General features: G+C 28.6%; 22 protein-coding genes, 2 tRNA genes and 1 other RNA gene. 7 read left to right on the top strand and 18 right to left on the bottom strand.

Features of this window, described 5'->3' with window-relative positions:
- Positions 1-372: 372 nt before the first annotated feature.
- Positions 373-1,566 carry an ROK family transcriptional regulator gene (locus tag I4V51_RS16915; protein WP_195989607.1) on the top strand — a complete coding sequence of 398 codons (1,194 nt, stop codon included), beginning with the start codon at positions 373-375 and terminating at the stop codon, positions 1,564-1,566.
- Between the two features lie 155 nt (positions 1,567-1,721).
- Here the strand turns inward: I4V51_RS16915 and serC are convergent, their stop codons facing one another.
- From serC to I4V51_RS16885, 6 genes are all read right to left on the bottom strand, one after another.
- A complete protein-coding gene (serC, locus tag I4V51_RS16910; RefSeq protein WP_195989606.1) occupies positions 1,722-2,801 on the bottom strand; it encodes a 3-phosphoserine/phosphohydroxythreonine transaminase in 1,080 nt (359 codons plus the stop codon).
- A 65-nt stretch (positions 2,802-2,866) separates the two neighbouring features.
- Positions 2,867-4,105 carry a DUF1015 family protein gene (locus I4V51_RS16905; RefSeq protein ID WP_195989605.1) on the bottom strand — a complete coding sequence of 413 codons (1,239 nt, stop codon included), beginning with the start codon at positions 4,103-4,105 and terminating at the stop codon, positions 2,867-2,869.
- A 17-nt stretch (positions 4,106-4,122) separates the two neighbouring features.
- The gene (locus I4V51_RS16900) at positions 4,123-5,046 is read right to left on the bottom strand and encodes a D-2-hydroxyacid dehydrogenase (RefSeq protein WP_195989604.1); all 924 of its coding nucleotides are present in this window, start codon (positions 5,044-5,046) and stop codon (positions 4,123-4,125) included.
- 253 nt (positions 5,047-5,299) lie between these two features.
- On the bottom strand, positions 5,300-5,476 hold the full coding sequence (locus I4V51_RS16895) for a hypothetical protein (protein WP_195989603.1): 177 nt from the start codon (positions 5,474-5,476) through the stop codon (positions 5,300-5,302).
- 367 nt (positions 5,477-5,843) lie between these two features.
- A complete protein-coding gene (locus I4V51_RS16890) occupies positions 5,844-6,092 on the bottom strand; it encodes a pro-sigmaK processing inhibitor BofA family protein (protein ID WP_195989602.1) in 249 nt (82 codons plus the stop codon).
- A gap of 69 nt (positions 6,093-6,161) precedes the next feature.
- Positions 6,162-6,446: a DUF2508 family protein gene (locus tag I4V51_RS16885; RefSeq protein ID WP_195989601.1), complete on the bottom strand. Its 285-nt coding sequence runs from the start codon at positions 6,444-6,446 to the stop codon at positions 6,162-6,164.
- A gap of 177 nt (positions 6,447-6,623) precedes the next feature.
- Between I4V51_RS16885 and I4V51_RS16880 the strand changes: the two genes are divergently transcribed.
- Positions 6,624-7,472, top strand: coding sequence for a DegV family protein (locus I4V51_RS16880; RefSeq protein ID WP_195989600.1), 849 nt, complete (start codon positions 6,624-6,626; stop codon positions 7,470-7,472).
- Between the two features lie 79 nt (positions 7,473-7,551).
- On the opposite strand, the gene recR is transcribed toward I4V51_RS16880, so the two are convergent.
- The 3 genes from recR to dnaX all read right to left on the bottom strand — a co-directional run bounded on the left by recR (position 7,552) and on the right by dnaX (position 10,318).
- Positions 7,552-8,148: a recombination mediator RecR gene (recR, locus tag I4V51_RS16875; protein WP_195989599.1), complete on the bottom strand. Its 597-nt coding sequence runs from the start codon at positions 8,146-8,148 to the stop codon at positions 7,552-7,554.
- A 109-nt stretch (positions 8,149-8,257) separates the two neighbouring features.
- Positions 8,258-8,602, bottom strand: a complete 345-nt coding sequence (locus I4V51_RS16870) for a YbaB/EbfC family nucleoid-associated protein (RefSeq protein WP_195989598.1) — start codon at positions 8,600-8,602, stop codon at positions 8,258-8,260.
- Between the two features lie 87 nt (positions 8,603-8,689).
- Positions 8,690-10,318: a DNA polymerase III subunit gamma/tau gene (dnaX, locus tag I4V51_RS16865; RefSeq protein ID WP_195989597.1), complete on the bottom strand. Its 1,629-nt coding sequence runs from the start codon at positions 10,316-10,318 to the stop codon at positions 8,690-8,692.
- Positions 10,319-10,737: 419 nt separating this feature from the next.
- On the opposite strand from dnaX, the gene I4V51_RS16860 reads away from it, so the two are divergent.
- A complete protein-coding gene (locus I4V51_RS16860; RefSeq protein ID WP_195989596.1) occupies positions 10,738-11,529 on the top strand; it encodes a thymidylate synthase in 792 nt (263 codons plus the stop codon).
- Positions 11,529-12,020, top strand: coding sequence for a dihydrofolate reductase (locus I4V51_RS16855; protein WP_195989595.1), 492 nt, complete (start codon positions 11,529-11,531; stop codon positions 12,018-12,020). Before I4V51_RS16860 ends, I4V51_RS16855 begins: the two co-directional genes overlap by 1 nt.
- A gap of 80 nt (positions 12,021-12,100) precedes the next feature.
- Here the strand turns inward: I4V51_RS16855 and ppcA are convergent, their stop codons facing one another.
- From ppcA to I4V51_RS16825, 6 genes are all read right to left on the bottom strand, one after another.
- Positions 12,101-13,717 carry a phosphoenolpyruvate carboxylase gene (ppcA, locus tag I4V51_RS16850; protein ID WP_195989594.1) on the bottom strand — a complete coding sequence of 539 codons (1,617 nt, stop codon included), beginning with the start codon at positions 13,715-13,717 and terminating at the stop codon, positions 12,101-12,103.
- A gap of 414 nt (positions 13,718-14,131) precedes the next feature.
- Positions 14,132-14,395: signal recognition particle sRNA large type (gene ffs, locus I4V51_RS16845), an RNA gene on the bottom strand.
- 3 nt (positions 14,396-14,398) lie between these two features.
- Positions 14,399-14,488, bottom strand: a tRNA-Ser gene (locus tag I4V51_RS16840).
- A 166-nt stretch (positions 14,489-14,654) separates the two neighbouring features.
- Entirely contained in the window at positions 14,655-15,425 is a 771-nt protein-coding gene (lgt, locus tag I4V51_RS16835; RefSeq protein ID WP_195989593.1) for a prolipoprotein diacylglyceryl transferase, read from the bottom strand.
- A 22-nt stretch (positions 15,426-15,447) separates the two neighbouring features.
- Positions 15,448-15,891: a nucleoside deaminase gene (locus I4V51_RS16830; RefSeq protein WP_195989592.1), complete on the bottom strand. Its 444-nt coding sequence runs from the start codon at positions 15,889-15,891 to the stop codon at positions 15,448-15,450.
- A gap of 144 nt (positions 15,892-16,035) precedes the next feature.
- A complete protein-coding gene (locus tag I4V51_RS16825; RefSeq protein ID WP_195989591.1) occupies positions 16,036-17,280 on the bottom strand; it encodes a hemolysin family protein in 1,245 nt (414 codons plus the stop codon).
- Between the two features lie 232 nt (positions 17,281-17,512).
- Between I4V51_RS16825 and I4V51_RS16820 the strand changes: the two genes are divergently transcribed.
- On the top strand, positions 17,513-18,406 hold the full coding sequence (locus tag I4V51_RS16820) for a DUF368 domain-containing protein (RefSeq protein ID WP_195989590.1): 894 nt from the start codon (positions 17,513-17,515) through the stop codon (positions 18,404-18,406).
- 64 nt (positions 18,407-18,470) lie between these two features.
- Here I4V51_RS16820 and I4V51_RS16815 read toward each other — a convergent pair.
- A tRNA-Arg gene (locus I4V51_RS16815) sits at positions 18,471-18,545 on the bottom strand.
- 67 nt (positions 18,546-18,612) lie between these two features.
- Positions 18,613-19,455 (bottom strand): staygreen family protein, encoded by an 843-nt coding sequence (locus I4V51_RS21545; RefSeq protein WP_195989589.1) that lies wholly within the window; start codon positions 19,453-19,455, stop codon positions 18,613-18,615.
- A 153-nt stretch (positions 19,456-19,608) separates the two neighbouring features.
- Here I4V51_RS21545 and I4V51_RS16805 point away from each other — a divergent pair, with 153 nt between their 5' ends.
- Together I4V51_RS16805 and I4V51_RS16800 are read left to right on the top strand one after the other, a co-directional pair.
- A complete protein-coding gene (locus I4V51_RS16805; protein WP_195989588.1) occupies positions 19,609-20,328 on the top strand; it encodes a lysophospholipid acyltransferase family protein in 720 nt (239 codons plus the stop codon).
- 442 nt (positions 20,329-20,770) lie between these two features.
- The gene (locus I4V51_RS16800; protein WP_195989587.1) at positions 20,771-22,423 is read left to right on the top strand and encodes a DEAD/DEAH box helicase; all 1,653 of its coding nucleotides are present in this window, start codon (positions 20,771-20,773) and stop codon (positions 22,421-22,423) included.
- A gap of 62 nt (positions 22,424-22,485) precedes the next feature.
- Here the strand turns inward: I4V51_RS16800 and I4V51_RS16795 are convergent.
- On the bottom strand, positions 22,486-22,618 hold a 133-nt coding region (locus tag I4V51_RS16795), incomplete at its 5' end, for an IS3 family transposase (RefSeq protein ID WP_195989586.1).

The following is a 22,618-nucleotide window of genomic DNA, read 5'->3' as shown; positions in this document are numbered from 1 at the left end:
ATTAATGGCATACTCAACGTGATACCATCACGTATTGAAATTAATATTTTGTTTGACCCCAACTTTGCTGCAACTGGTAATAATTTTTCTTCAATAACTTCATTAAGCTTTTTCATATTTACCTCTCCTTAATAATTAATTATAAAAAATAATTTATAAATTAGTTTAAACCTTTTCATAAGATGCATCAGTAGTAATATTTACCTGTTGGTTAAATAATATATTATAATTTATAATTAGTCAACACTATTTTTACGCTTTTTTGAATATATTTATTTATAAATTATAATTAATACACTAATTTATAATTTATAGTTATTTATAATTTATAGTTAATGTTATATAATATAACTATAGAAAAGGAGGAAAAATATGAAGCTTACAAAAAATCAACAAAAGTTACGCTTTAAAATTTTAAACAAAATATATACTAAGGGGCCTATTTCTAGAATTGATATATCAAAAGAAACTGGCATCACCCCTGCAACAGTTAGTGAACTCACTGGTTATATGATTCAAGAAAAACTTATTTATGAACTTGGAGAAGTTATACCAAAGGAAAGTAAATCTGGAAGAAAAAAAATAATATTAGGAATATCACCTAACCATAGTTTTTATATTGGTAGTGAATTATCTTTAAAATATATTTCCTTTTGCCTAACGGATAATGTTGGTAGAATTATAAAAGAAAAAACTATTAAATTAGAAAATACAGATTTAAATAATACTTTAATAGAAGAATTTTATATTAATCACTTAAAAGCATTTATTGAACTATGTAAGGAGTATTCACCAAAGGGAATTGGTATTGCTCTTCCTGGTCACTTTAATGAAAATAATAAATCAATTATTACTAATAATTCTTTTTGGAAAAACTTTAATATTAAAAGCTTATTAGATAATATCGATATACCTATTTATTTTGAAAATAATGTTAAATGTATGACTTTAGCTGAAAGATTATTTAGTTTTAACGGTACTGATGACAATTTTATCTTCTTTCACGTTGGTAGAGGAATGTTTTGCTCTTATATGTATAATGGTGAATTATACGCTAAAGATAATTTCCTAGTTGGAGAGATAGGACATGTAATTGTTCATCCTGATGGTGAATTGTGTGAATGTGGTAAAAGAGGTTGTCTTCAAACCTACGGAAGCGAAGCCTGGATAATCAAAAAATCCCAAATACTCTTTGATAATTCTGAAACTACCTATCTAAAACAACTAGTTGTAGATAAGGATAGAATTAAAATAGAAACAATTTTAAAAGCTTATAGCTTAGGTGATGAGGGTATAATAAATATTCTTCATTCAGCAATTAAATATCTTTCAATTACTATAAATAATTTATCTATGATGATTGATTCTAATAAAATTATAGTTCATGGAGAATTATTTAATGAACCCTTACTTATAAACTTATTAAAAGAATACTTAGACCAAAATATTCGACTATTATCAATACCCAACCCTCAAAATGTCATAGTTAAAAACTACACTGATTATAATGGTGCTTTATCTGCTGCTGCTCTTTGTGTATCCAAGCTTCTAATTGAGTTAGACTAAAACAAATCCCCAAAAGTAAAATATAATAAATACTGATTTATAAATTTTGTTTTTACTTCTACTTAAAATAAAAGTACCTTATAGGATAGATTTTTTATTTTATCTATCCTATAAGGTACGAAAAAAACATTTCAGTATTTTTTTATTTAATGTAATTAGTTTTCTAACTCAAATTTTTTCATAAAATCAACTAAATACTTAACTCCCTCTATTGGCATAGCGTTATAAATACTTGCTCTCATACCACCAACAGTTCTATGTCCCTTAATATTTTCAATTCCAGCATCCTTAGCTTCTTTAACAAATTTATCATCTAACTCTTTGTTTCCTGTTATAAATGGAACATTCATTAAAGATCTATCTTCTTTTACCACCGTTCCTTTAAATAATTTACTTGAGTCAAGATAATCATAGAGAATTTTAGCTTTTTCCTCATTTAATTTCTTCATAGCTTCTAACCCACCAAGCTTCTTAAGATGTTTAAATACCTTACCACAAATATAAATACTATATGCTGGTGGTGTATTATATAAAGATTTGTTATCTGCATGTATTTTATACTTAAGCATTGTTGGAGTTCCCTCAAGTACATTATCTGTAATTAAATCTTCACGAATTATTACTACTACAGTACCTGCTGGTCCAATATTTTTTTGAACTCCCGCAAATATTAATCCATACTTAGTAACATCAACGGGTTGTGATAATATATCAGATGACATATCAGCAACTAAAATCTTCCCTTTAGTATCAGGAATATTGTGATAAGTAGTTCCGTATATTGTATTGTTATGACATATATATACATAATCTGCATCATTACTTACTTTTATCTTACTTACATCTGGTATATAAGAAAAAGTTTTATCTGCTGAAGATGCCAATTCATTTACCCTTCCATATCTTTTTGCTTCTGCTGCTGCTTTTTTAGCCCACTGTCCTGTAATAATATAGTCTGCAACCCTATTTTTCATTAAATTTAATGGAATCATTGCAAATTGTGTTGAACCTCCACCTTGAAGAAATAACACTTTATAATTATCAGGAATATTCATTAAATCTCTTAAATCTCTTTCTGCATGTTGTAGTATTTCTTCAAAAGCCTTAGAACGATGACTCATTTCCATAACAGACATACCAGTTCCATTATAATCTAACATCTCTTCTGCTGCTTCTTTTAAAACTTCTTCTGGTAATACAGCTGGCCCTGCTGCGAAATTATATACTCTTTCCATAAAATGCCCCCATTTTTTTATTATTTTTTGTTTATTTATTACTCATAAATTATTTGCAATTACAATTAACTAAGCTTGTGAATAAATAATCCACTTCTTGGTTTTGGTTCAAACCATGTAGATTTAGGTGGCATTATCATCCCACCATCTGCAATACTCATAATATCATCTGTTGTTGTTGCAAACATTGAAAAACTTACCTTCATATCTTTATTTGCTCTTTTTTCCAATTCTTTAAGTCCTCTTATTCCCCCAATAAATTCAATTCTATCAGACTTAGTTGGATCATCTATTCCTAAGATTGGTGCAAGTAAATTATTTTGAAGAATTGATACATCTAATCTATCCATTGGATCTTCTTCATTAAAAGTGCCTTCTTTTGCTTCAAGCTCATACCAAGTATTATTCATATACATTCCAAAAGTATGCCTTCTTTCTGGCTTAACAGGATTCTTAGAAATTTTTACAATAAAATCTTTTTCTAAAGAATTTAAAAACTCCTCTTCACTTAATCCATTTAAATCCTTAACTGTTCTATTATAATCTAAAACTTCTAATTCATTATCTGGATAAGCTATCGCTAAAAAATAATTAAATTCCTCTTCTCCTGTATAATTAGGATTTTGTTTTCTACGCTTTAACCCTACCTCTACAGCTGATTTTGTTCTATGATGTCCATCTGCTATATATAAACTATCTACATTTTTAAAAAGAGTAGTTAATCTTTCTATATCATTATCATCATTAATTATCCAAACTGTATGCCCATTATAATCCTCTGATATAAAGTCATATAATGGTTTATTTTGTACCCACTTATTCATTATCTTAGATATTTCATCTTGATTTCTATAGGTTAAAAATATGGGTCCTGTATTTGCATCACAGTAATCAACATGGTTTATTCTATCAAGTTCTTTATCTTTTCTGGTATGTTCGTGTTTTTTTATTTTATTATTAAGATAATCATCTATTGAAGCACAAATAACTAATCCAGTTTGACTCTTTCCTTTCATAGTTTGTCTATATATATACATACACTGCTTTTCCTCTTCTATATATAACCCATCTTCAACCATCTTATTTAATACTTCTCTTGCCTTATCATACACACTCTTATCATATACATTAATTTCTTCTGGTAAATTAACCTCTGCTCTATCTACATGTAGAAATGAATACTCATTATTCTTAACCATTTCACGCGCTTCTTCACTATTCATTACATCATAAGGTAATGCTGCTATCTTTGACGCTAAACTTTGTATAGGTCTAAATGCCCTAAATGCTTTTATTACTGCCATTATTATTCCTCCTATAACTATGCTGTTACTAAGTTATTAGCTACAAAATCAACTATAGTTGTAACAACTTCATCACCTATTCTCTCTTGTGCCTCTTTAGTAGCTGCTCCAATATGAGGTGTTACACTTACCTTAGAATTATTTATTAATTGAACATTTTTAGTAGGTTCTTCTTCAAAAACATCTATTCCTGCACCAGCAACTTTTCCACTATTTAATGCATCTATTAAGGCTGATTCTTCAACAACTTTTCCTCTAGCACAATTAATTAAATAAACGCCATCTTTCATAATATCAAATTGATCTTTTCCTATTAATGAGCCTTTCTCTTTATCATAGGGAACATGTAAAGATATAAAATCAGAAGTTTTTAATAACTCATTTAATTCTAAAAACTCATATGTTAAATTTTCTTGTTTACCAAAAATATCATTATAAACAACTTTCATACCCAAAGCATCTACTTTTTTAGCTAATGCTCTACCTATTCTACCCATTCCAATGATGCCTAATGTCTTCCCACTAAGTTCTATTCCCTCATACTTTTTCTTATTCCATTGCCCTTCTCTCATTGTACAATTTGAAATAACTATAAATCTTGCTAAAGCAAACATATGTCCAATTACTAATTCAGCAACAGAATCTGAACTTGCATTAGGAGTATTTTTTACAACTACGCCTGTTTTTGTAGCATATGGAACATCTATATTATCAATTCCAACTCCTGCTCTTATTATAAGCTTAAGCTTTCCTCCTCTTGCTGCCTCCAAAATATCTGCAGTAACTTTTGTTGCAGATCTTATGACTAGGATATCGAATTCTTTTAAAGTAGCACCTAATACATCTTTTTCATAATGATTATTAACCACTTCGAACCCTAATGAAGTCAACTTATTAATAGCCCCTTTTTGTAAACCGTCATTAGTCAATACTCTTATCATTTCTTAACCCCCAATTAATGAATTTTAATATATTTTATTTATTGCTTTTTGATATTTTACTACTATTTTACATTTTATACAACCATACCCTCATAAAATTTTGTTTTTTTCTTATAATTTAATATATTTTTTATAATCTCATTAACGTAATATTAAATAGAAGTTATAATTTATATTTTATTTATTTAAATAAGATAATGTGATAAATTTATTATCTTTTATAAAAAAATAGAGAGCTATATTCTAGCTCTCTTTAATAATCTTCATCAAAAATCAAAACTGATTCAGTTTCTCTACAATATTTAACACATTTGCATTGTCCTAAATGTCTTGGACATTTATAACATAAACATCCCTTATCATCTCCATTGCATCTTTTCTTCTCAAACTCTGGACAATACTTACAATTAACTCCATTTCCAGCTGGCATAATACATTCCTCCTATAGCTAAATTATATACTTCTACATCATTTATTTAAATACATATTTATATCTAAAATGGTTATATTAATAGTGTAGAGGATACATTAATTATCTTAGTGTATCATTTATATATAATGGGTGTAAACGGATGTAGTGTTTACACCCTAATTTATTTTTTATTTTTGTAACATTTTTTATTATTTTAAATACTATGTATTATGCAGAAGCTTTTCGCTTACGGCAATTAAGAAAATCTTCTAACTCCCGTCTATATAAATTTAGGGAATCTTCTTTATATTGAAGATTCCCTATCTCTTTAAATAAGCTTATAAATTAAAATTTATTTAATTTAACCTTTATAAAATAAACTTAATTAAAAAAACAATTGAAATATTACTAAAAATATTACTCCTGGTATTCCTAAAAAACCTGCTATAAGCGCAGTTATAGGATTAATAGTTATATAAAAATTAAAATATTCCCCTATGTAGTTTGCTACATACAATAACACTATTCCTATTATTCCATTAATTAATATTTTAATAGGCCACTTTAATAACTTTATAATTAAGAATAAAAGTGCCAATCCAACTAGAGCATAAATAATCATTTCAATACTCAAATTACACCCCTCCTATATAATATAAAATAATACAATATTATATTATTTTATATTATATAACAATATTCATTATATTTCCATTTCTTCATTTTCTTTCGCTTTCTCTTTTAAATATTGCTCTCTTGAATATTGCTCCTTAGCTACAGATAGTAAATAATCAAATTTTCTTTTTGCTGCCTCTTCTCTATAAATTGCAGCCTCAATTAATTTAGGATCATCAACACTATTAAACATAGACTCTGCAGCTTCCATCTCTCTAATAGAGTCTTGTATTTCTCCTAATACCTTATTACTAATTGTATTATCATTGCTATATTTCACCAAAATCAAACTTAATACATTTTTTATATTCATATTCTACCTCCTAAAAGCACTTATCTACATACTTTCCACATTAATAGAATCTTATTCAAAATATACTACTCTCTATATTTATACTTTCAAATTATTAACAGTATGTTTTCTGTACTTAATTTCAATAGTTTGGTATAATACCTTAAATAATGTTAAATTTAATGGAGGTGTTTTTTTTTGAGCGTAAAAATAATAGCAGATAGCACTTGCTACTTACCGCAAGAATACATAGATAAATATAAAGTTGCTATAGTTTCCTTAAATGTTTTACTTAATGGAACTAGCTATAGAGAAACAGACTTATCAAATGATTGGTTTTATAATGAAATGTCTAAATCAGCAACAATTCCAACATCATCTCAGCCTAGTATTGAAGATTTATACAATACAGTTGAAACAGAAATAAAAGCTGGAAATGATGTTGTTGGAATATTTTTATCTTCAGATATGAGTGGTACATTTTCAACATCTAACTTAGTAAAAAATATGATTCTTGAAAATTATCCTGATGCTAATATAGAAATGCTAGATTCTAGAAGCAACTGTATGCAAGCTGGTTTTGCTGTACTAGAAGCTGCAAAAGCAGCTTACGAAAATAAACCTTTAGATAAAGTCATAAGCATTGCAAAGAGTGTTATAGAAAATAATAGATTCATATTCGTACCTGATACTTTAGAATATCTAAAAAAAGGTGGAAGAATTGGTGGAGCTGCTGCTTTATTCGGATCATTACTTCAAATAAGACCTATACTTACTGTTGAAGATGGTAAAACTACTGTATTCACTAAAGTAAGAACAAAGAAAAAAGCTATTGATAAGATAATTAATACTATTTTAGAACAAAATTCTAAATCGCCAATTAAAGGACTTATAGTTCATCATATAAATTGCGAGTCTGAAGGGCAAGAACTTGCTGATAGACTTAAATCTAGCTTAGGGTTAGATAACGTAAAAATACAATCTATTGGACCTATTATAGGATTACATGTAGGCCCTGGAAGTATTGGTATAGCATATCACTATTAAAATATTTAAGAGTTATCCTCGGTAACGTTAATATTTTAAAATATTAGCCTCTTAATGTTACCAATGATAACTCTTTATTTTAAATTTCTTTTCTACCTTCAAGTGCCTTTGAAAGTGTTACTTCATCTGCATATTCTAAATCTCCACCAACAGGCAATCCTGATGCTATTCTTGTAACCTTAACTTCTAATGGTTTAAGTATTCTTGATATATACATAGCTGTTGCTTCCCCTTCAACATTAGGGTTAGTAGCAATTATTACTTCTTTAATATCTGCACTCATTCTTGCAACAAGTTCTCTTATTTTTATATCTTGAGGCCCTCTTCCTTGCATTGGAGAAAGATTTCCATGAAGAACATGATATACTCCGTTAAATTCTTTAACCTTTTCCATTGTCATAATATCTTTAGGTTGTTCTACTACACAAATAACATTTTTATCTCTATTTGGATTGCCACATATTGCACATGGATCTTTATCTGTAAAATTTCCGCATACAGAGCAATATTTTATAGTTCCTCTAGCCTTTACTAATGCACTAGCAAACTCTTTAACTTCATCCTCTGGTAAATTTAAAATATGTAGTGTAAGTCTTTGCGCTGTCTTTTGTCCAATACTTGGCAGTTTTGCGAATTCTTCAATTAACTTTTCTATCGCAACTGGATAAAACTCCATAATTACACCCCTTTTATTATCTTTTCACTAAAAAAGTATTTTTTCACAATATTTTTTCACAATATTTTTTCAAAAATGAAGGACTGTTTAAAAAACAGCCCCTTATCACTTAGAACATTCCTGGTATATTTAATCCACCAGTTAATTTACCCATTTTACTTGAAGTTTCTTCATCAGCTTTCTTTAGTGCTTCATTAACTGCACTTAATACTAAATCTTCTAACATTTCAACATCATCTGGATCTACTACTTCTTCTTTTATATTTATAGCTAAAACTTCTTTTTTTCCATTTACTTTAACTACAACAGCACCGCCACCAACTGAAGCTTCGAACTCTTTAGTTTCAAGCTCTTTTTGTGCTTGCTCCATATCTTTTTGAAGTTTTTGTGCTTGTTTCATTAAGTTATTTATATTTCCTCCACCGAAACCTCCTGGGAATCCACCTCTTGCCATAAAAAATCCTCCTTAATTCAAATAAAATCTATTTTTTATTATATAGTATTTTTTTAATATTTACTAGAATAAGTAACTATATAAATTTTATTCATCTACAAAATCAATTAGGTCATCACCTAATGCATCTCTTAAGATATCCTCGGTACTTTTTCCTTTGCTATCTTCAGATTCGACAACAAAATTCACCTTAACTTTTTCTCTAAATATCTCACCAAAAACGTCATTTATAATATCTCTATTTTTAGCTTCACTTAGTCTATTCTTTGCAAATTCATTTTGACTATCAAATTGAACAGTAATTACTCCATTTATACACTCTATCGGCTTTCCTATCATAATTAAAGAACTTATTATCATCTCTCTTCTAGCCTTAAATCTTTCTATTATATCTTTCCATGCTTTTTTTACATCATTTATATTAAGCTTAGAATCAGAATTTATACTTATATTTTCTTCCGTTTGTTTCGTATTTACAACTTTTGTTTTTTGTTGGCTATTAGAAACTTGTCTAGCCTTATTTATCTCTGCTATATCATGTGATACAGTAGCAACCTTTATACTTCCATTTCTTAAACTTTCCTCTAGTTTGTTTAGTCTAGTTAACATTACTTCGTTGGAAGTATCATATTCTATCTTACACATTTTAATAACTGCCAATTCACAGTATAACCTTGCTTGTTTACTTATCTTAGCATTATTTTCTGCTTCTTGAAGTATTCTTATACATCTCATTATCTCTTCGGCTCTTAAATGTGTACCTTGCTCTTTAATCAAAGCAATATTTTCTTCTGACATATCTAATACTTCTTCTGGATTATTAGTTACCTTAACCATAAGTAAATTTCTATAATGTGCAATTAAGTCCTTTATAAATAAATAAATATCTTTTCCTGAATATATTACATTTTCTATAATTTCAATACTTTTTTCAACACTTCTTTGAATTATTGCATTAACTAAATTAAATAGATGTTCATTAGTAACTAATCCTAACATACTTACTACTGTATTATATTCAACATTACCATTTCCCATAGAAATAGCTTGATCTAATATACTTAAAGAATCTCTCATTGCTCCATCTGAAACTCTAGCTATTAAGTTTAAACTTTTTTCATCAGCTAATACATTTTGATTATCTACTATTCTTCTAAGTCTTGCTGTTATTTCATTATTGTTTATTCTTTTAAAATCAAATCTTTGACATCTTGAAAGTATAGTAATAGGTAATTTTTGTGGATCTGTTGTAGCTAAAATAAATATTACATTCGCTGGGGGCTCTTCTAATGTCTTTAGAAAGGCATTAACTGCACCTGCAGATAACATATGAACCTCATCCATTATATAAACCTTGTATCTTGCCTCTTGTGGTGGATATTTAACATCATCAATTATATCTCTAATTTTATCTACTCCATTGTTTGAAGCTGCATCTAATTCTGTAACATCTATAGCTAATCCTTCATTTATTTTTCTACACATTTCACATTCATTACAGGGTTCACCATCTTTTAAGTTAAGACAATTAAGTGCTTTTGCAAACACCTTTGCTGTAGAGGTTTTTCCTGTTCCTCTAGTTCCACAAAAAAGATACGCATGAGCAATTCTATTATTTAAAATTTGATTTTTTAAAGTTGTTGTAATATGTTCCTGACCTACAACATCATTAAATGTTTTTGGTCGCCATTCTCTATATAAAGCCGTATATGCCAATATACTCACCTCTCTTTTGCGTAGTCGTTTATTTTTTATTATACCCAAATTCTATTAATAGTTAAAGATTTTTCCCCCTTTTATTACTTCAAGCTTTCCATGAATTATTTATAAAAAATAACATATACTAACATGAATAAAACTATAAAACTCACATCTGTATATTTATTCGTATTTTATACATTTTTTAAACATCATTTTTATTTTTATTTCTTTATAAAAATATCTATTAATTCTTTATTGTTAATTTTTTAACATTTAAATGTATTTATTTTACATTTCATTGTTATATTTTTAACTATTTTCGATATTTTTCTGTTTTTTTAGTTTAAATATGATTTTTTTATATAAATTTCTTGATTTTTTATATGAGAATTTTGTAGTAAAATAGATAATATATATTTTTAGGAGGTATTGAAATGAGTCTATATGATAAAAAATATTTAAACATAGTAGAAGATATTTTAAATAACGGCTACTATGATAACAATAGGACTGGAATGCCAACATATAAATTGCCTCATCAAATAATGCAATTTAATCTTGAAAAAGAATTTCCAATCTTAACGACTAAATTCGTAGCTTTTAAAACAGCCGTTAAAGAAATGTTATGGATTTACAGAGATCAATCTAATGATGTAACTAAATTACAAGAACAGAACGTTAGAATTTGGGATGAATGGGTTGATGAAAACAACACTATAGGTAGAGGTTATGGTTATCAAATAGCAAAATTCAATCAAATTGATAAGCTTATTGAAACATTAAAAAACAACCCTCAAGACAGAAGAATGCTTATGACTATGTGGAATATAGAAGACCTACCCCATATGACACTTCAACCATGTTGTTTTATGACTATGTGGGATGTAACTGATGGTAAACTAAATTGTATGCTTATTCAACGAAGTGGAGACGTTCCATTAGGTGTACCATTTAATACATCTCAATATGCTGTACTAGTTCATTTAATTGCACAAGTAACAGGTCTTAAACCAGGACTATTTACTCATGTAATTAATAATGCACACATATATGAAAATCAAGTTGAAGGAATGAAACTTCAATTAACTAGAGCTAATGATGAATATGAAGCTCCAAAACTTTGGATAAATCCAGAAATAACTAACTTCTATGACTTTACAGCAGATGATATTAAACTTATAGATTATAAATATCATCCTTCAATAAAGATGGAGGTATCAGTTTAATGCTTTCTATTATCGTAGCTATAGCTGAAAATAATATTATAGGAGGGGATAATAAGCTTTTATGGCATATCCCTGAAGACCTAAAAAGGTTTAAATCAATTACATCCGGTAATACAATAATAATGGGTAGAAAAACTTTTGAATCACTACCTGGAGTTTTACCTAATAGGAAACATGTTATAATTACAAGAGATAAAAATTATTATGTTGATAACGAGAATGTAGAAGTTATCCACAGTTTGTCTGAAGTTATCAACAAATATAAAAACTCCTCTGAAGCCGCATTTATAATAGGTGGAGGAGAAATCTACAAACAACTTATCCACAGTGTGGATAACTTACTTTTAACTAAAGTATTTAAATCCTTTGATGGTGATACAAGTTTTCCACAAATAGATTTTAATGAATTTGCTGTGGATTTCGAATCTGAAATACTAACTTGCGAAAAAAATGGATTACAATATCAATTCATTGATTTAGTAAGAAAATAAAATATTAACTTAAAAACAAAAAAGTCGGCTTTGCCGACTTTTTATTTTATATATTTTCTTTTAATTCTTATATTTTTATTTTATCCAATACTTCCTCTAACTTTACCCATTCTAATAATCCACTCATTTAAGATCTTTAACTCTTCAGTTTTACTTTGAATTATATCATCTTCTAAACCTATTAAGTGCATTATTATTGGTCTAGTAGTCTTTAATAAAGTATGATAGAATTCATTATCATTCATGAACTCATAATCTAAACCCAAATCTAATATTTCATTAACATATTTCATATCTTCTTTATATTCTTGTCTTGCAGATTCATCAATTATCTTTTTACCAACTCCAGCATTCGCAAATCTAGCTGCAAATCCTAAATCTTCTCTTAACATAGGATAGAACCCTAATAATTTATCTATACCTTCTTGACCGAACTTATCTTTTATTTCTTTAAGCCCTCTACCCATACCTAAAAGTTCTGGTGGCATTCCTAATGTATACATTGCTCCAGTAAATGATATTGCTCTTGGAACAGCATATTCAACAGAATTATCTATACTTAATATTTCTTTCTTTAATTCTTCATTACTTACTAAGTTTGCTATATTATCAAGATTAGCTACCTCTCTATTGTACTCTAATCCTGTTTTAGCTTTAGTTAATCTATCTCTATTCTTCGGAATGAAGTCAGATACGAATGAAACAGTATTTATAACCTTTAAGAATGTATTTAAATAGTGCTTAGATAATATTCCTATAAATTCTTTCATTAAGGTTATATCTTCTTCTGAGAATCTTCTATGTTCATACATATTAACCTTCTCTTTTAATTCTCTAGCTGCTGTCTTAGTTTCTTCTTCTCCGTGATCATATCTTAGCGCAGATTGGAATGTAAAAGTCTTTACTCCTGCATATGTTTGTAATATTTTATCTATATTTTTCCCTGTAAAATGTCCTCTGAACGGAAGAGATCCACATCCTAATATAGGTGCTACCTCTACCCCATGTTCTTCACCCCATTTATAAGCCTTATCTACAGCCATAACAACTGAAAGAACTCCTGATATTAATCCATATGACATGGCAGTATCAGAACGTGCTATCATAAATCTTAAATAATCTATTTTATGCCCCTTCTCTTCAGATATATGATAAAACTCATCTAATATCTTATCTACGTTAACTAATGCTGGAACATCTTCAACTAATGGAATTATTCTTACACTATTGTCTTCAAATTTTACAGGATAATTCTTATTTCCTAACTCTATAACAGAATTAACTCTGTCTTGGAATTCTGAAATTTCTTGGCCTGTTTCTACCATTGGCACTACAACCTCTTGAATTGCTTGCACACCAGTAAGTTGATAAGCTTGTGCATTTGTTTCTACTATAGACATTATACTCATTAACTGTCTAAACACAGACTCTTTATTTGCATTTGGTATTCTAGGTGTTATTCTAACATCTTTCCCTGGTATAACCTTGTTACCAATTAGTCCTAATGCAACTTGAGATGTTTGATGATATGGAGTTAATTTCCCCTCAAAATCTATCATTATCTCATCTATTCCAAGACCACCTTTATCTTGAGGAGTTAATCCCTCTATCGCTTCCGCTGGTTCTTGTTGAATTGATATGTATTTTTCTACATTATCTGGATGTTGTGTCATCATTGAGCTTGGAAAATTTCTCATTTTAATAGCCCCCTTAAATTTTTTTGCATTTTACTCTTTTATTATATTTCATTTTAATATGTTTTTACAATACTTTTCTTTAAAAAATGCAATTTTTTGCACTTTTAACTTGCATTAATTCATGTAACATATATTAAATACATATATTGTATGTTTTTAACTTTATTTTTATGTAAGCTATTTCGATAAAAAAGGACAGAAAAATAGGGATATTTCTAACGAAATTTCCCTATTTTTCTGTCCTATTGTTTTTTTGTCCTATATTGTTAATCCTATTGAAGAGTAACCGTAATTAGTAAAATTTTATGATGATAGTTAGATTCACTCTACTTTTTATCATCAGTATTAATTTAAATAAAAATCATTATAAACATTAAAAAAGCCTTTCTTTCTAAAAGAAAGGATAATTTAAAACCGTGCACCTCACTTTGACAGTAATCTATAAGCGTTACCTATGTAGTTAACTCAGGCAAGATTGATCCACGTCACACGCAGGGGCTACTTATCGCTGCTTCCTTCCGGACCTGACGAGGTTCACAGTCTTACGTCGCGTGGGACCCGACCCTCAACATCACTTGCATAGGGCAGACCAAACAGATTAAAGCCTAGGTGAGGAATTAAATCCTGCTGTAGCGGATTGCAGGTTACAGGGCACCGCTGACTCCCCATCTAGCACGGCTATGGCGGAGAAAGTGGGATTTGAACCCACGATAGAGTTTCCCCTATACACGCGTTCCAGGCGTGCTCCTTCAACCACTCGGACATCTCTCCATACCGTAAAGTAATTTATTTTTACTTTGTACCTATTATTGATACTTTCTCATTTTAACATAAATATTATTGTAGTTCAATAAAAAGATTTTCTTTGTAAAATTTGCATAAATTAATGGAGCGAAAGAATCATCTTTTATTTATTCTTCCACTCCATACAGGTAAATTATACGATTTTCTTCTTACTATTTTTATTTGATATAAATATTATTATTACTCCAAGCACTATCCCAAGTAAACTTACTAATTGAGCCGTTCTCAATCCAAGTACCATCAAACTATCTGTTCTTAATCCTTCTATAAAGAATCTTCCTAAAGAATAAAGAACCATATAGCTCCCTATAACAATACCATGTTGCTTCTTCTTTTTATAAAGGATAAATACTAATATAGCAAATACAATTACATTCCATATAGATTCATATAAGAATGTTGGATGATAATAAGTACCATTTATAAGCATTCCTTGTTGTATAAATTCAGGGAACTTACTTATAAATGCCTCTGATACAGGTCCTCCATGAGCCTCCTGGTTCATAAAATTACCCCATCTACCTATTGCTTGAGCTAGTATAACTCCTGGCATTATTACATCAATGTACTCGAAAAAATTAACTTTTTTTATTCTAGTAAATATGTATGCAACTAATAATCCACCAATAAGTCCTCCATGTATTGCCATACCACCATTTCTTATATTAATTACATCCATAAACGAATGATAATTTTTATATTCAAAGGCAACATAATATAGTCTAGCACCAATAATCGCAAATGGAAAACTCCATAAAAACCCATCTGTAATAATATCAAAATCTAATCCCTTTTTCTTTGCAAATAAATATGACATTAAAAATGCTACTAAAACTCCACTTGCAATAATAATTCCATACCATCTAATTGGAGCTCCAAAAATTTCAAATGCTACTGGATTCATTTTTACCATCTCCCATTTTTATTTAATTTTGTTTTCTTCTCTCATAAAAAAACTTACTCATTAATTCACTACATTCTCTATTATAGCACCAATTCGTAATTACATATGAATTGAAAATGTCATAGTCAAAAATGTTTAATATAGTTCCACAAGCTCCCATATCTTTATTAAATGTTCCTATATGTAATTTAGATATTCTAGCCTGTGCTATTGCAGAAGCACACATAGAACAAGGTTCTAATGTAACATACATTTCACTACCATTTAGTCTCCAATCACCAACCTTTTTGCTTGCCTCTTCAATTGCCAAAACTTCAGCATGTGCTATTGCAGATTTCATAGTTTCCTTTAAATTATGCGCTCTAGCTATTATCTCTCCATCCTTTACTATTACTGCTCCAATAGGAACTTCACCTTTAGAATAAGCCTTTTTAGCCTCCTCTAAAGCAATATCCATATAATTCATTATGTAACCCCCCCTTTACTTAATATGAGGCTTATAATACATAATCTAATAATAAACTAAAAATGACGAATGACAAATTACTATTCTCTTAAATATTTGTCATTCGCCATTTTTATACTAATATTTTTTTTACTTAAAATTAATTTATGTGTAAATCCTTACTTTTTTAATTCTATTTTTATCTATTTCCTCAACTACAAATCTAATACTATTTAAATTTACCTCTTCCTTGCTTTCAGGGAACCTTCCTAATTCACCAATTATTAATCCCCCTATAGAATCAAATTCCTCTGATTCCATATTAACTCCAATTAGGTCACTTATGTCATCTAATTTTGCACTTCCATCAACAACATATTCATCTTCTTTGATTACCTCTATTTCATTTTCGTAATCATCATATTCATCTTCTATATCACCAAAAACCTCTTCAATAAGGTCTTCTATAGTCACTATACCAACAGTTCCACCATATTCATCTAAAACTACACTAATATGATTTCTTGTCTTTTTCATTTCATTAAATAATTCTTTGATTTTCTTAAATTCAAATGTATAATAAGGCTCTCTCATATAATCTGAAACTTTAAATCCATTCTTATTTTGACCTGCTATAATTAAGTCTTTAACATATAATATACCAACTATATCATCTATAGTCTGATTATAAACCGGAATCCTTGAAAATTGTTCTGTTTTTATAACATCTAGTACTTCTTCATAAGTAGCTTCTGAATCAACTGCTACAATGTCAACTCTTTGTACCATAACATCTTTAGCTTGTGAATCAGCAAAGTCAAATACATTAAATATCATTTCTTTCTCGACATCCTCAAGGACTCCTTCTTCTTCACTAACACCAACCATTGTTCTTAATTCCTCTTCTGTAATAAATGGCTCGCTTGCCTTTGGATCTCCACCTAATAATCTTATAAATCCACTTGATATAAACGTAAAAATTCCTATAAAAGGTTTAAATAACTTTACAATTATACTTATTGGTTTACTTACTTTTAATGATACCTGTTCTGATTTTTGCTTTGCTATTGATTTTGGAGTTATTTCTCCAAATATAAGTACTAATACAGTCATAACTGCAGTCGCTATTCCAACACCACTTGGTCCAACTAATGAAACAAATAATGTTGTTGCTAATGATGAAGCTAAGATATTAACTATATTATTACCGATTAATATGGCTCCTAACAACTTATTTGGGTCTTCTGTTAATTTTTCAACTAATTTAGCGCCTTTTACTCCGTCATCCACCATATGTCTTATTCTTATTTTGCTTAGTGCCATAAGTGCTGTTTCTGACATTGAAAAAAATCCAGACAATACTAGTAAAATTATAAGTACTATTATCTGCCACACTTGACTGGGTTCCAAAAAAATCACACTCCTAGTAATTTAATAAAATATTTTGATATTTATTATATCATACGTTAATACTATATGATATAATTTACCAATAAATAAACATAAAATTTACATTTTTTTTCAGAAAAATTATTTAGTGTTTTTTGTGTATTTATAATATAATTTTTATACAATTATACTAAGTATTTTTATATTTAGTATAGTAATTTTATACTTAACATATTTATTTTGAGGTGATATTGTGTTTATTATTAATTTTATCAGAGGTTTCTTTATGGCCTTGGCTGATAGTGTTCCGGGAGTTTCTGGTGGTACTATTGCTTTTATTTTAGGATTCTATGATGACTTCATAGGTTCATTAAACTCTTTAATATCAAAAAATAGTACAGCTGATAAGAAAAAATCTTTAATTTTCTTAATGAAATTAGGAATTGGCTGGATAGTTGGTATGGTATTATCTGTACTAATATTATCTTCTATATTTGATGCACATATTTATAGTATTAGTTCATTATTTACAGGGTTTATAATAGTTGCAATTCCACTAATAATGAAGCAAGAAAAGGATTCATTAATTGGTAAATATAAAAATATTATTTTTACTATAATAGGTGCTTTAATCGTTGCTTTAATTACATACTTTAACCCATCTGGCTCTAATGGTGGATTAAACCTTTCATTAGAAAGCTTAAACTTTGGTGTTGGTATATTTGTATTTGTTGCTGGAATGATTGCAATTTCAGCCATGGTTTTACCTGGTATATCAGGTTCAACTTTATTATTAATATTTGGGCTTTATACAGGGATTATAAGTTCAATAAAAGAAGTTTTATCTTTAAACTTTTCTTACTTACCAGTACTTATAATTTTTGGATTAGGGGTAATAGTAGGAATATTAAGTACTATTAAGATAATTAAATTCTTATTAAGCAAGTATAGATCGGCAATGATTTACTTAATTTTAGGATTAATGCTTGGTTCAATATATGCAGTATTTATGGGTCCTACAACATTAGAAGTTCCACAACCATCAATGAATCTTTCTAACTTTAGTTGGATATTCTTTATTATAGGTGGGGCACTAATAATATTATTAGAAAAGTCAAAAGACTTTTTAGAAAAAAAATCTAAATAAAAATATAACTTATATTTAAAATAAAAAACGGCTTAACATAATTGTTAAGCCGTTTTTATATGCATGGTACTCCCAACAGGAATCGAACCTGTATCTATCCCTTAGGAGGGGACTATTCTATCCATTAAACTATGAGAGCACGCATCATTAATTATTGCATAAATACATTTTATTACAACATTTAGTTTATGTCAATTTTTTCTACTTTACACTTTTGGAGTTTTAACATCTTTTATTTTAACTCCATTTCCCGAAATTAAAAATGTTATAATTAAATTATTATAAAATGTTGGCCTCTTCCCAGCCTTAATTCCAACTACCATTTCATATTCTTCACTACAAGGACCATAAGTATTCACAATCCTTGCATTTATTATTTCTGCTTGTTTTATACAATAAGGAGTATCTCGCCCAAACAAAGTATATACTTGAGTACTTATATAAGAGTCTAACATAGTTATTAAAGCTCTTTCTACTACAATATCTTTTTGCTTATTTTTATCCTTTATAGGTTTCAAATAGTTTGGAGGTTGCACAGGCGGTAATATTGGGAATGGATTAAACTTATAATTAGGTAATTCATTATTATATCTTTTTACCTCATATTTATAATCTTTTACTTTTCCCCATTCCTCTAACATATTATATTCATTAATTTTTGAATTAAATTTTACTCTAATTGGAGCTTCATATAATTCCGCATTATTCTCTAATAATAAATTATCTCCATATACTATAGCCATTAATGCTAATGGTAATTCTCGCCTAAAAATTTTATCTCTTCTAATAGTATTACTAAGTTCTTCCCCCTTATCTACCTCTACTGTAATAAGCAAATAATATTCATCTTCCTTTTCCCAACTTCCTAAAACCTCATCTCTGTTAATATAATCAATTTGATCTAAATCATATTTACTTCCTATTGATAAAAATAGTTCTCCACTCTCATCAGAATGTGTTAATGTATATTTCCTGGGAATTAATGAACTGCTTGTGCTTATCTTATCCTTATAGCTTACATTTAATTTTTCCGGTTGAAATTTAAACACTATCTATACCTCAAAAAAATTTATCTTAAATTCAGTATATGACTTTAGTCTTTATTTAGTTTATTAATATTTTATAATTCAAATACCTTACTTTTAAAGTACATTTTATAGTATACTTTATTTATACTTAAAATTTTGAGGAGTGACAAAATAATGATAAGAACTATAATTTGGTTTATATGGTTTGTATTAAGTTTAATAATTAGTACACCATTCATATTTAGAGTTAAATACTTAATTAAAAAAAATAGACTTGAGGAAAGTGAAGCTTTAATATACAAATGTACTAATATATGGGCAAATTCTTTATTAAAATTAGCTGGAGTTAAAGTTAATGTTCATGGAATAGAAAATATTCCACAAGATAAAACTGTTTTATTTGTAGGTAATCATCAAGGTAACTTTGACATTCCAATATATATTACACAAGTTCCAAGAGTAATTGGATTTATTTCAAAGATAGAAGTTGAAAAAATACCTATAGTAAGAACTTGGATGAATTTCTTACATTGTGTTTTTATGGATAGAAGTAACCTTAGAAAATCAGGTGAGGCAATAATTAGAGGAATAAAAAATTTAAAGGATAAACATTCAATTGTAATATTCCCCGAAGGAACTAGAAGTAAAGGTGGTCCAATAAAAGAATTTAAAGCAGGTAGTTTTAAGTTAGCTACTAAATCTAAATGTCCTATAGTCCCTGTTACCATGGATGGCTCTTATAAGATAATGGAGCATGGGAATGGTCCTTGGATTAAACCTGGTACTGTTAATCTTTATTTCCATCCTGTAATTGAAACTGTAAGTCTAAGCAAGGAAGAGCAAGATGCTCTACCTAAAACTGTTCAAAATATAATTGCATCAAAAATTTCTTAATTTATTCTAAAAGGTGAGTTAGCTTTTAACTCACCTTTTTATTTTTATAACCATATAGACATATAAATTTCTCTGAAGGATTATTTTTCCTTACAAAAAAAATAGAGTACATAGGCAGACCTAACTTCCCACATACTCCATGACACAATAACACAATATTTAAAATTTAAGTAATGACTATTTCTATTGCATATTTTGAACTATTTTTCGTCAATTGTCAATTATATTTTTTTGGTATTTTAAATTTTTTTTAAAAACCCGCTATGAAAACAATATCATTTTGTCTTATTTTGAAAATAAGAAAGTATTTCATATTTTACAATAAATACTTAGTGCATTAATTATCTTTTTGCTATATACTTAATAAAGTCGATTAATTGAGAAATAATTATTTAAATAATTTGAAATAAATAAAAAAATATATGAAAAAAGAGGATACTATATGACGAATTTAACATTTAATGATTTAGGCTTAAAAGAGACTTTAGTAAAGGCCATTGATGATTTAGGCTTTACTACTCCATCTCAAATTCAAGCCGAGGCAATTCCAGTTGCTCTTGAAGGCAACGATATTATAGGGCAAGCTCAAACTGGTACAGGAAAAACAGCAGCCTTTGGCTTACCTATGATAAACAACTTAAAAATTAGAGATGCTATAGGTTCAATAATCCTAGCGCCAACAAGAGAATTAGCAATACAAGTTCACGATGAATTAGTAAAATTAACTAAGTACGAAAAATTAAACATCGTTGCTGTATATGGTGGAGCACCAATTCATCTTCAAGCTAGAGATTTAAAAAGAGCTAATATAGTAGTTGGTACTCCTGGTAGAGTTTTAGACCATATAAGAAGAGGTAACTTACCTTTATCAACAGTAGAATTCTTAGTATTAGATGAAGCTGACGAAATGTTAAACATGGGATTCATTGATGATATGGAAGAAATAATGAAGAGTATTCCTGAGGAAAGACAAACTTTATTATTCTCAGCAACAATGCCACCTCAAATAAAAAGATTAGCTAAAAATTACTTAAAAGAAGACGCTCAACATATAGCTATTGCTAGAAAAGAAATGACTGGTTCTACAATAAAGCAAAACTTCTTTGAAGTTAATGGCTCTCAAAGATTAGAAACTCTTTGTAGATTAATAGATTTTGATAATCCATCAGCAGGTATAATCTTCTGCAGAACTAAAAAAGGTGTTGATGATTTAGTTGCTGCAATGCAAGCTAGAGGATACATGGTTGAAGGTATGCACGGAGATATGTCTCAAATACAAAGAATGAAAACTCTTGCTAAATTCAAAAATGGCTCATTAAAATTCTTAGTTGCTACAGATGTTGCTGCTAGAGGAATTGATGTTGATGGAGTTACTCACGTATTTAACTATGAACTACCTCAAGATATTGAATCTTACGTTCACAGAATTGGTAGAACTGGTAGAGCTGGTAGAGAAGGTACTGCTTATAGCATAATTACTCCAAAAGAATTTGGATTCCTTAGACAAATAAAGAACGTAACTAAAGGTAATATCGAAAAAGGACAAGTGCCTTCAGTTCAAGATATATATAACGCTAAATTTGAATTAATGGCTAATGAAGTCTCAGAAATAATAGAAGCTGAAGACTATTCAAAGTTTGTAGATGTTGCTACTCAATTAACTGAAAGTCATGATTCTGTTAAAGTAATTGCTTCATTACTTCAAAGTCAATTTAAAAACCAATTATCTTTTGATTATTCAAGTGATAAACTTGAAGCACCTGCTTCAAGCAAGGAAAATGATGTTAGATTATTCTTCTCTGCAGGTAGAAGAGATGGTTTAACTATTAAAACATTAATCAACTACATAAAGGATAATGCTAAGGTTGGTGCATCTCAAATAAGAGATATCGACATAATGGAAAACTTTGCATTTGTTAATGTAGATAATACAATTCATAATCAAGTTCTTGAAAAATGTACTGGTGGAAAGATTAACAAGAGAAGAGTTAATGTTGAAGTTTCTACTAATAACAAAAAAAGAAGAAGCAACGGCAATAGAAGTAATAACAATAATAACAGAGGTACTAGCTACAATAGAAAAAAACCTCAATAATAAAAAAGATAAGGAAGTAATAAACTGTACCCCTTGTCAAGGACAGTTTAAAAAAGAGTAGACTAATTTAGAAGATGATTTCTGTATTGTACAGGAGTCATCTTTTTTAAGTTCCATCGTCCTCTAAAATTATTATGGTAGTCTATGTAATTGTCTATTTCTTTGACTAGATCTTCAAATGTTTCACATGTCTTT

Source organism: Clostridium sp. D53t1_180928_C8, from assembly GCF_015667795.1.
GTDB lineage: Bacteria > Bacillota > Clostridia > Clostridiales > Clostridiaceae > Clostridium.
The sequence above is the reverse complement of the archived record's forward strand: the minus strand, read 5'-3'. Positions and strand labels throughout refer to the sequence as shown.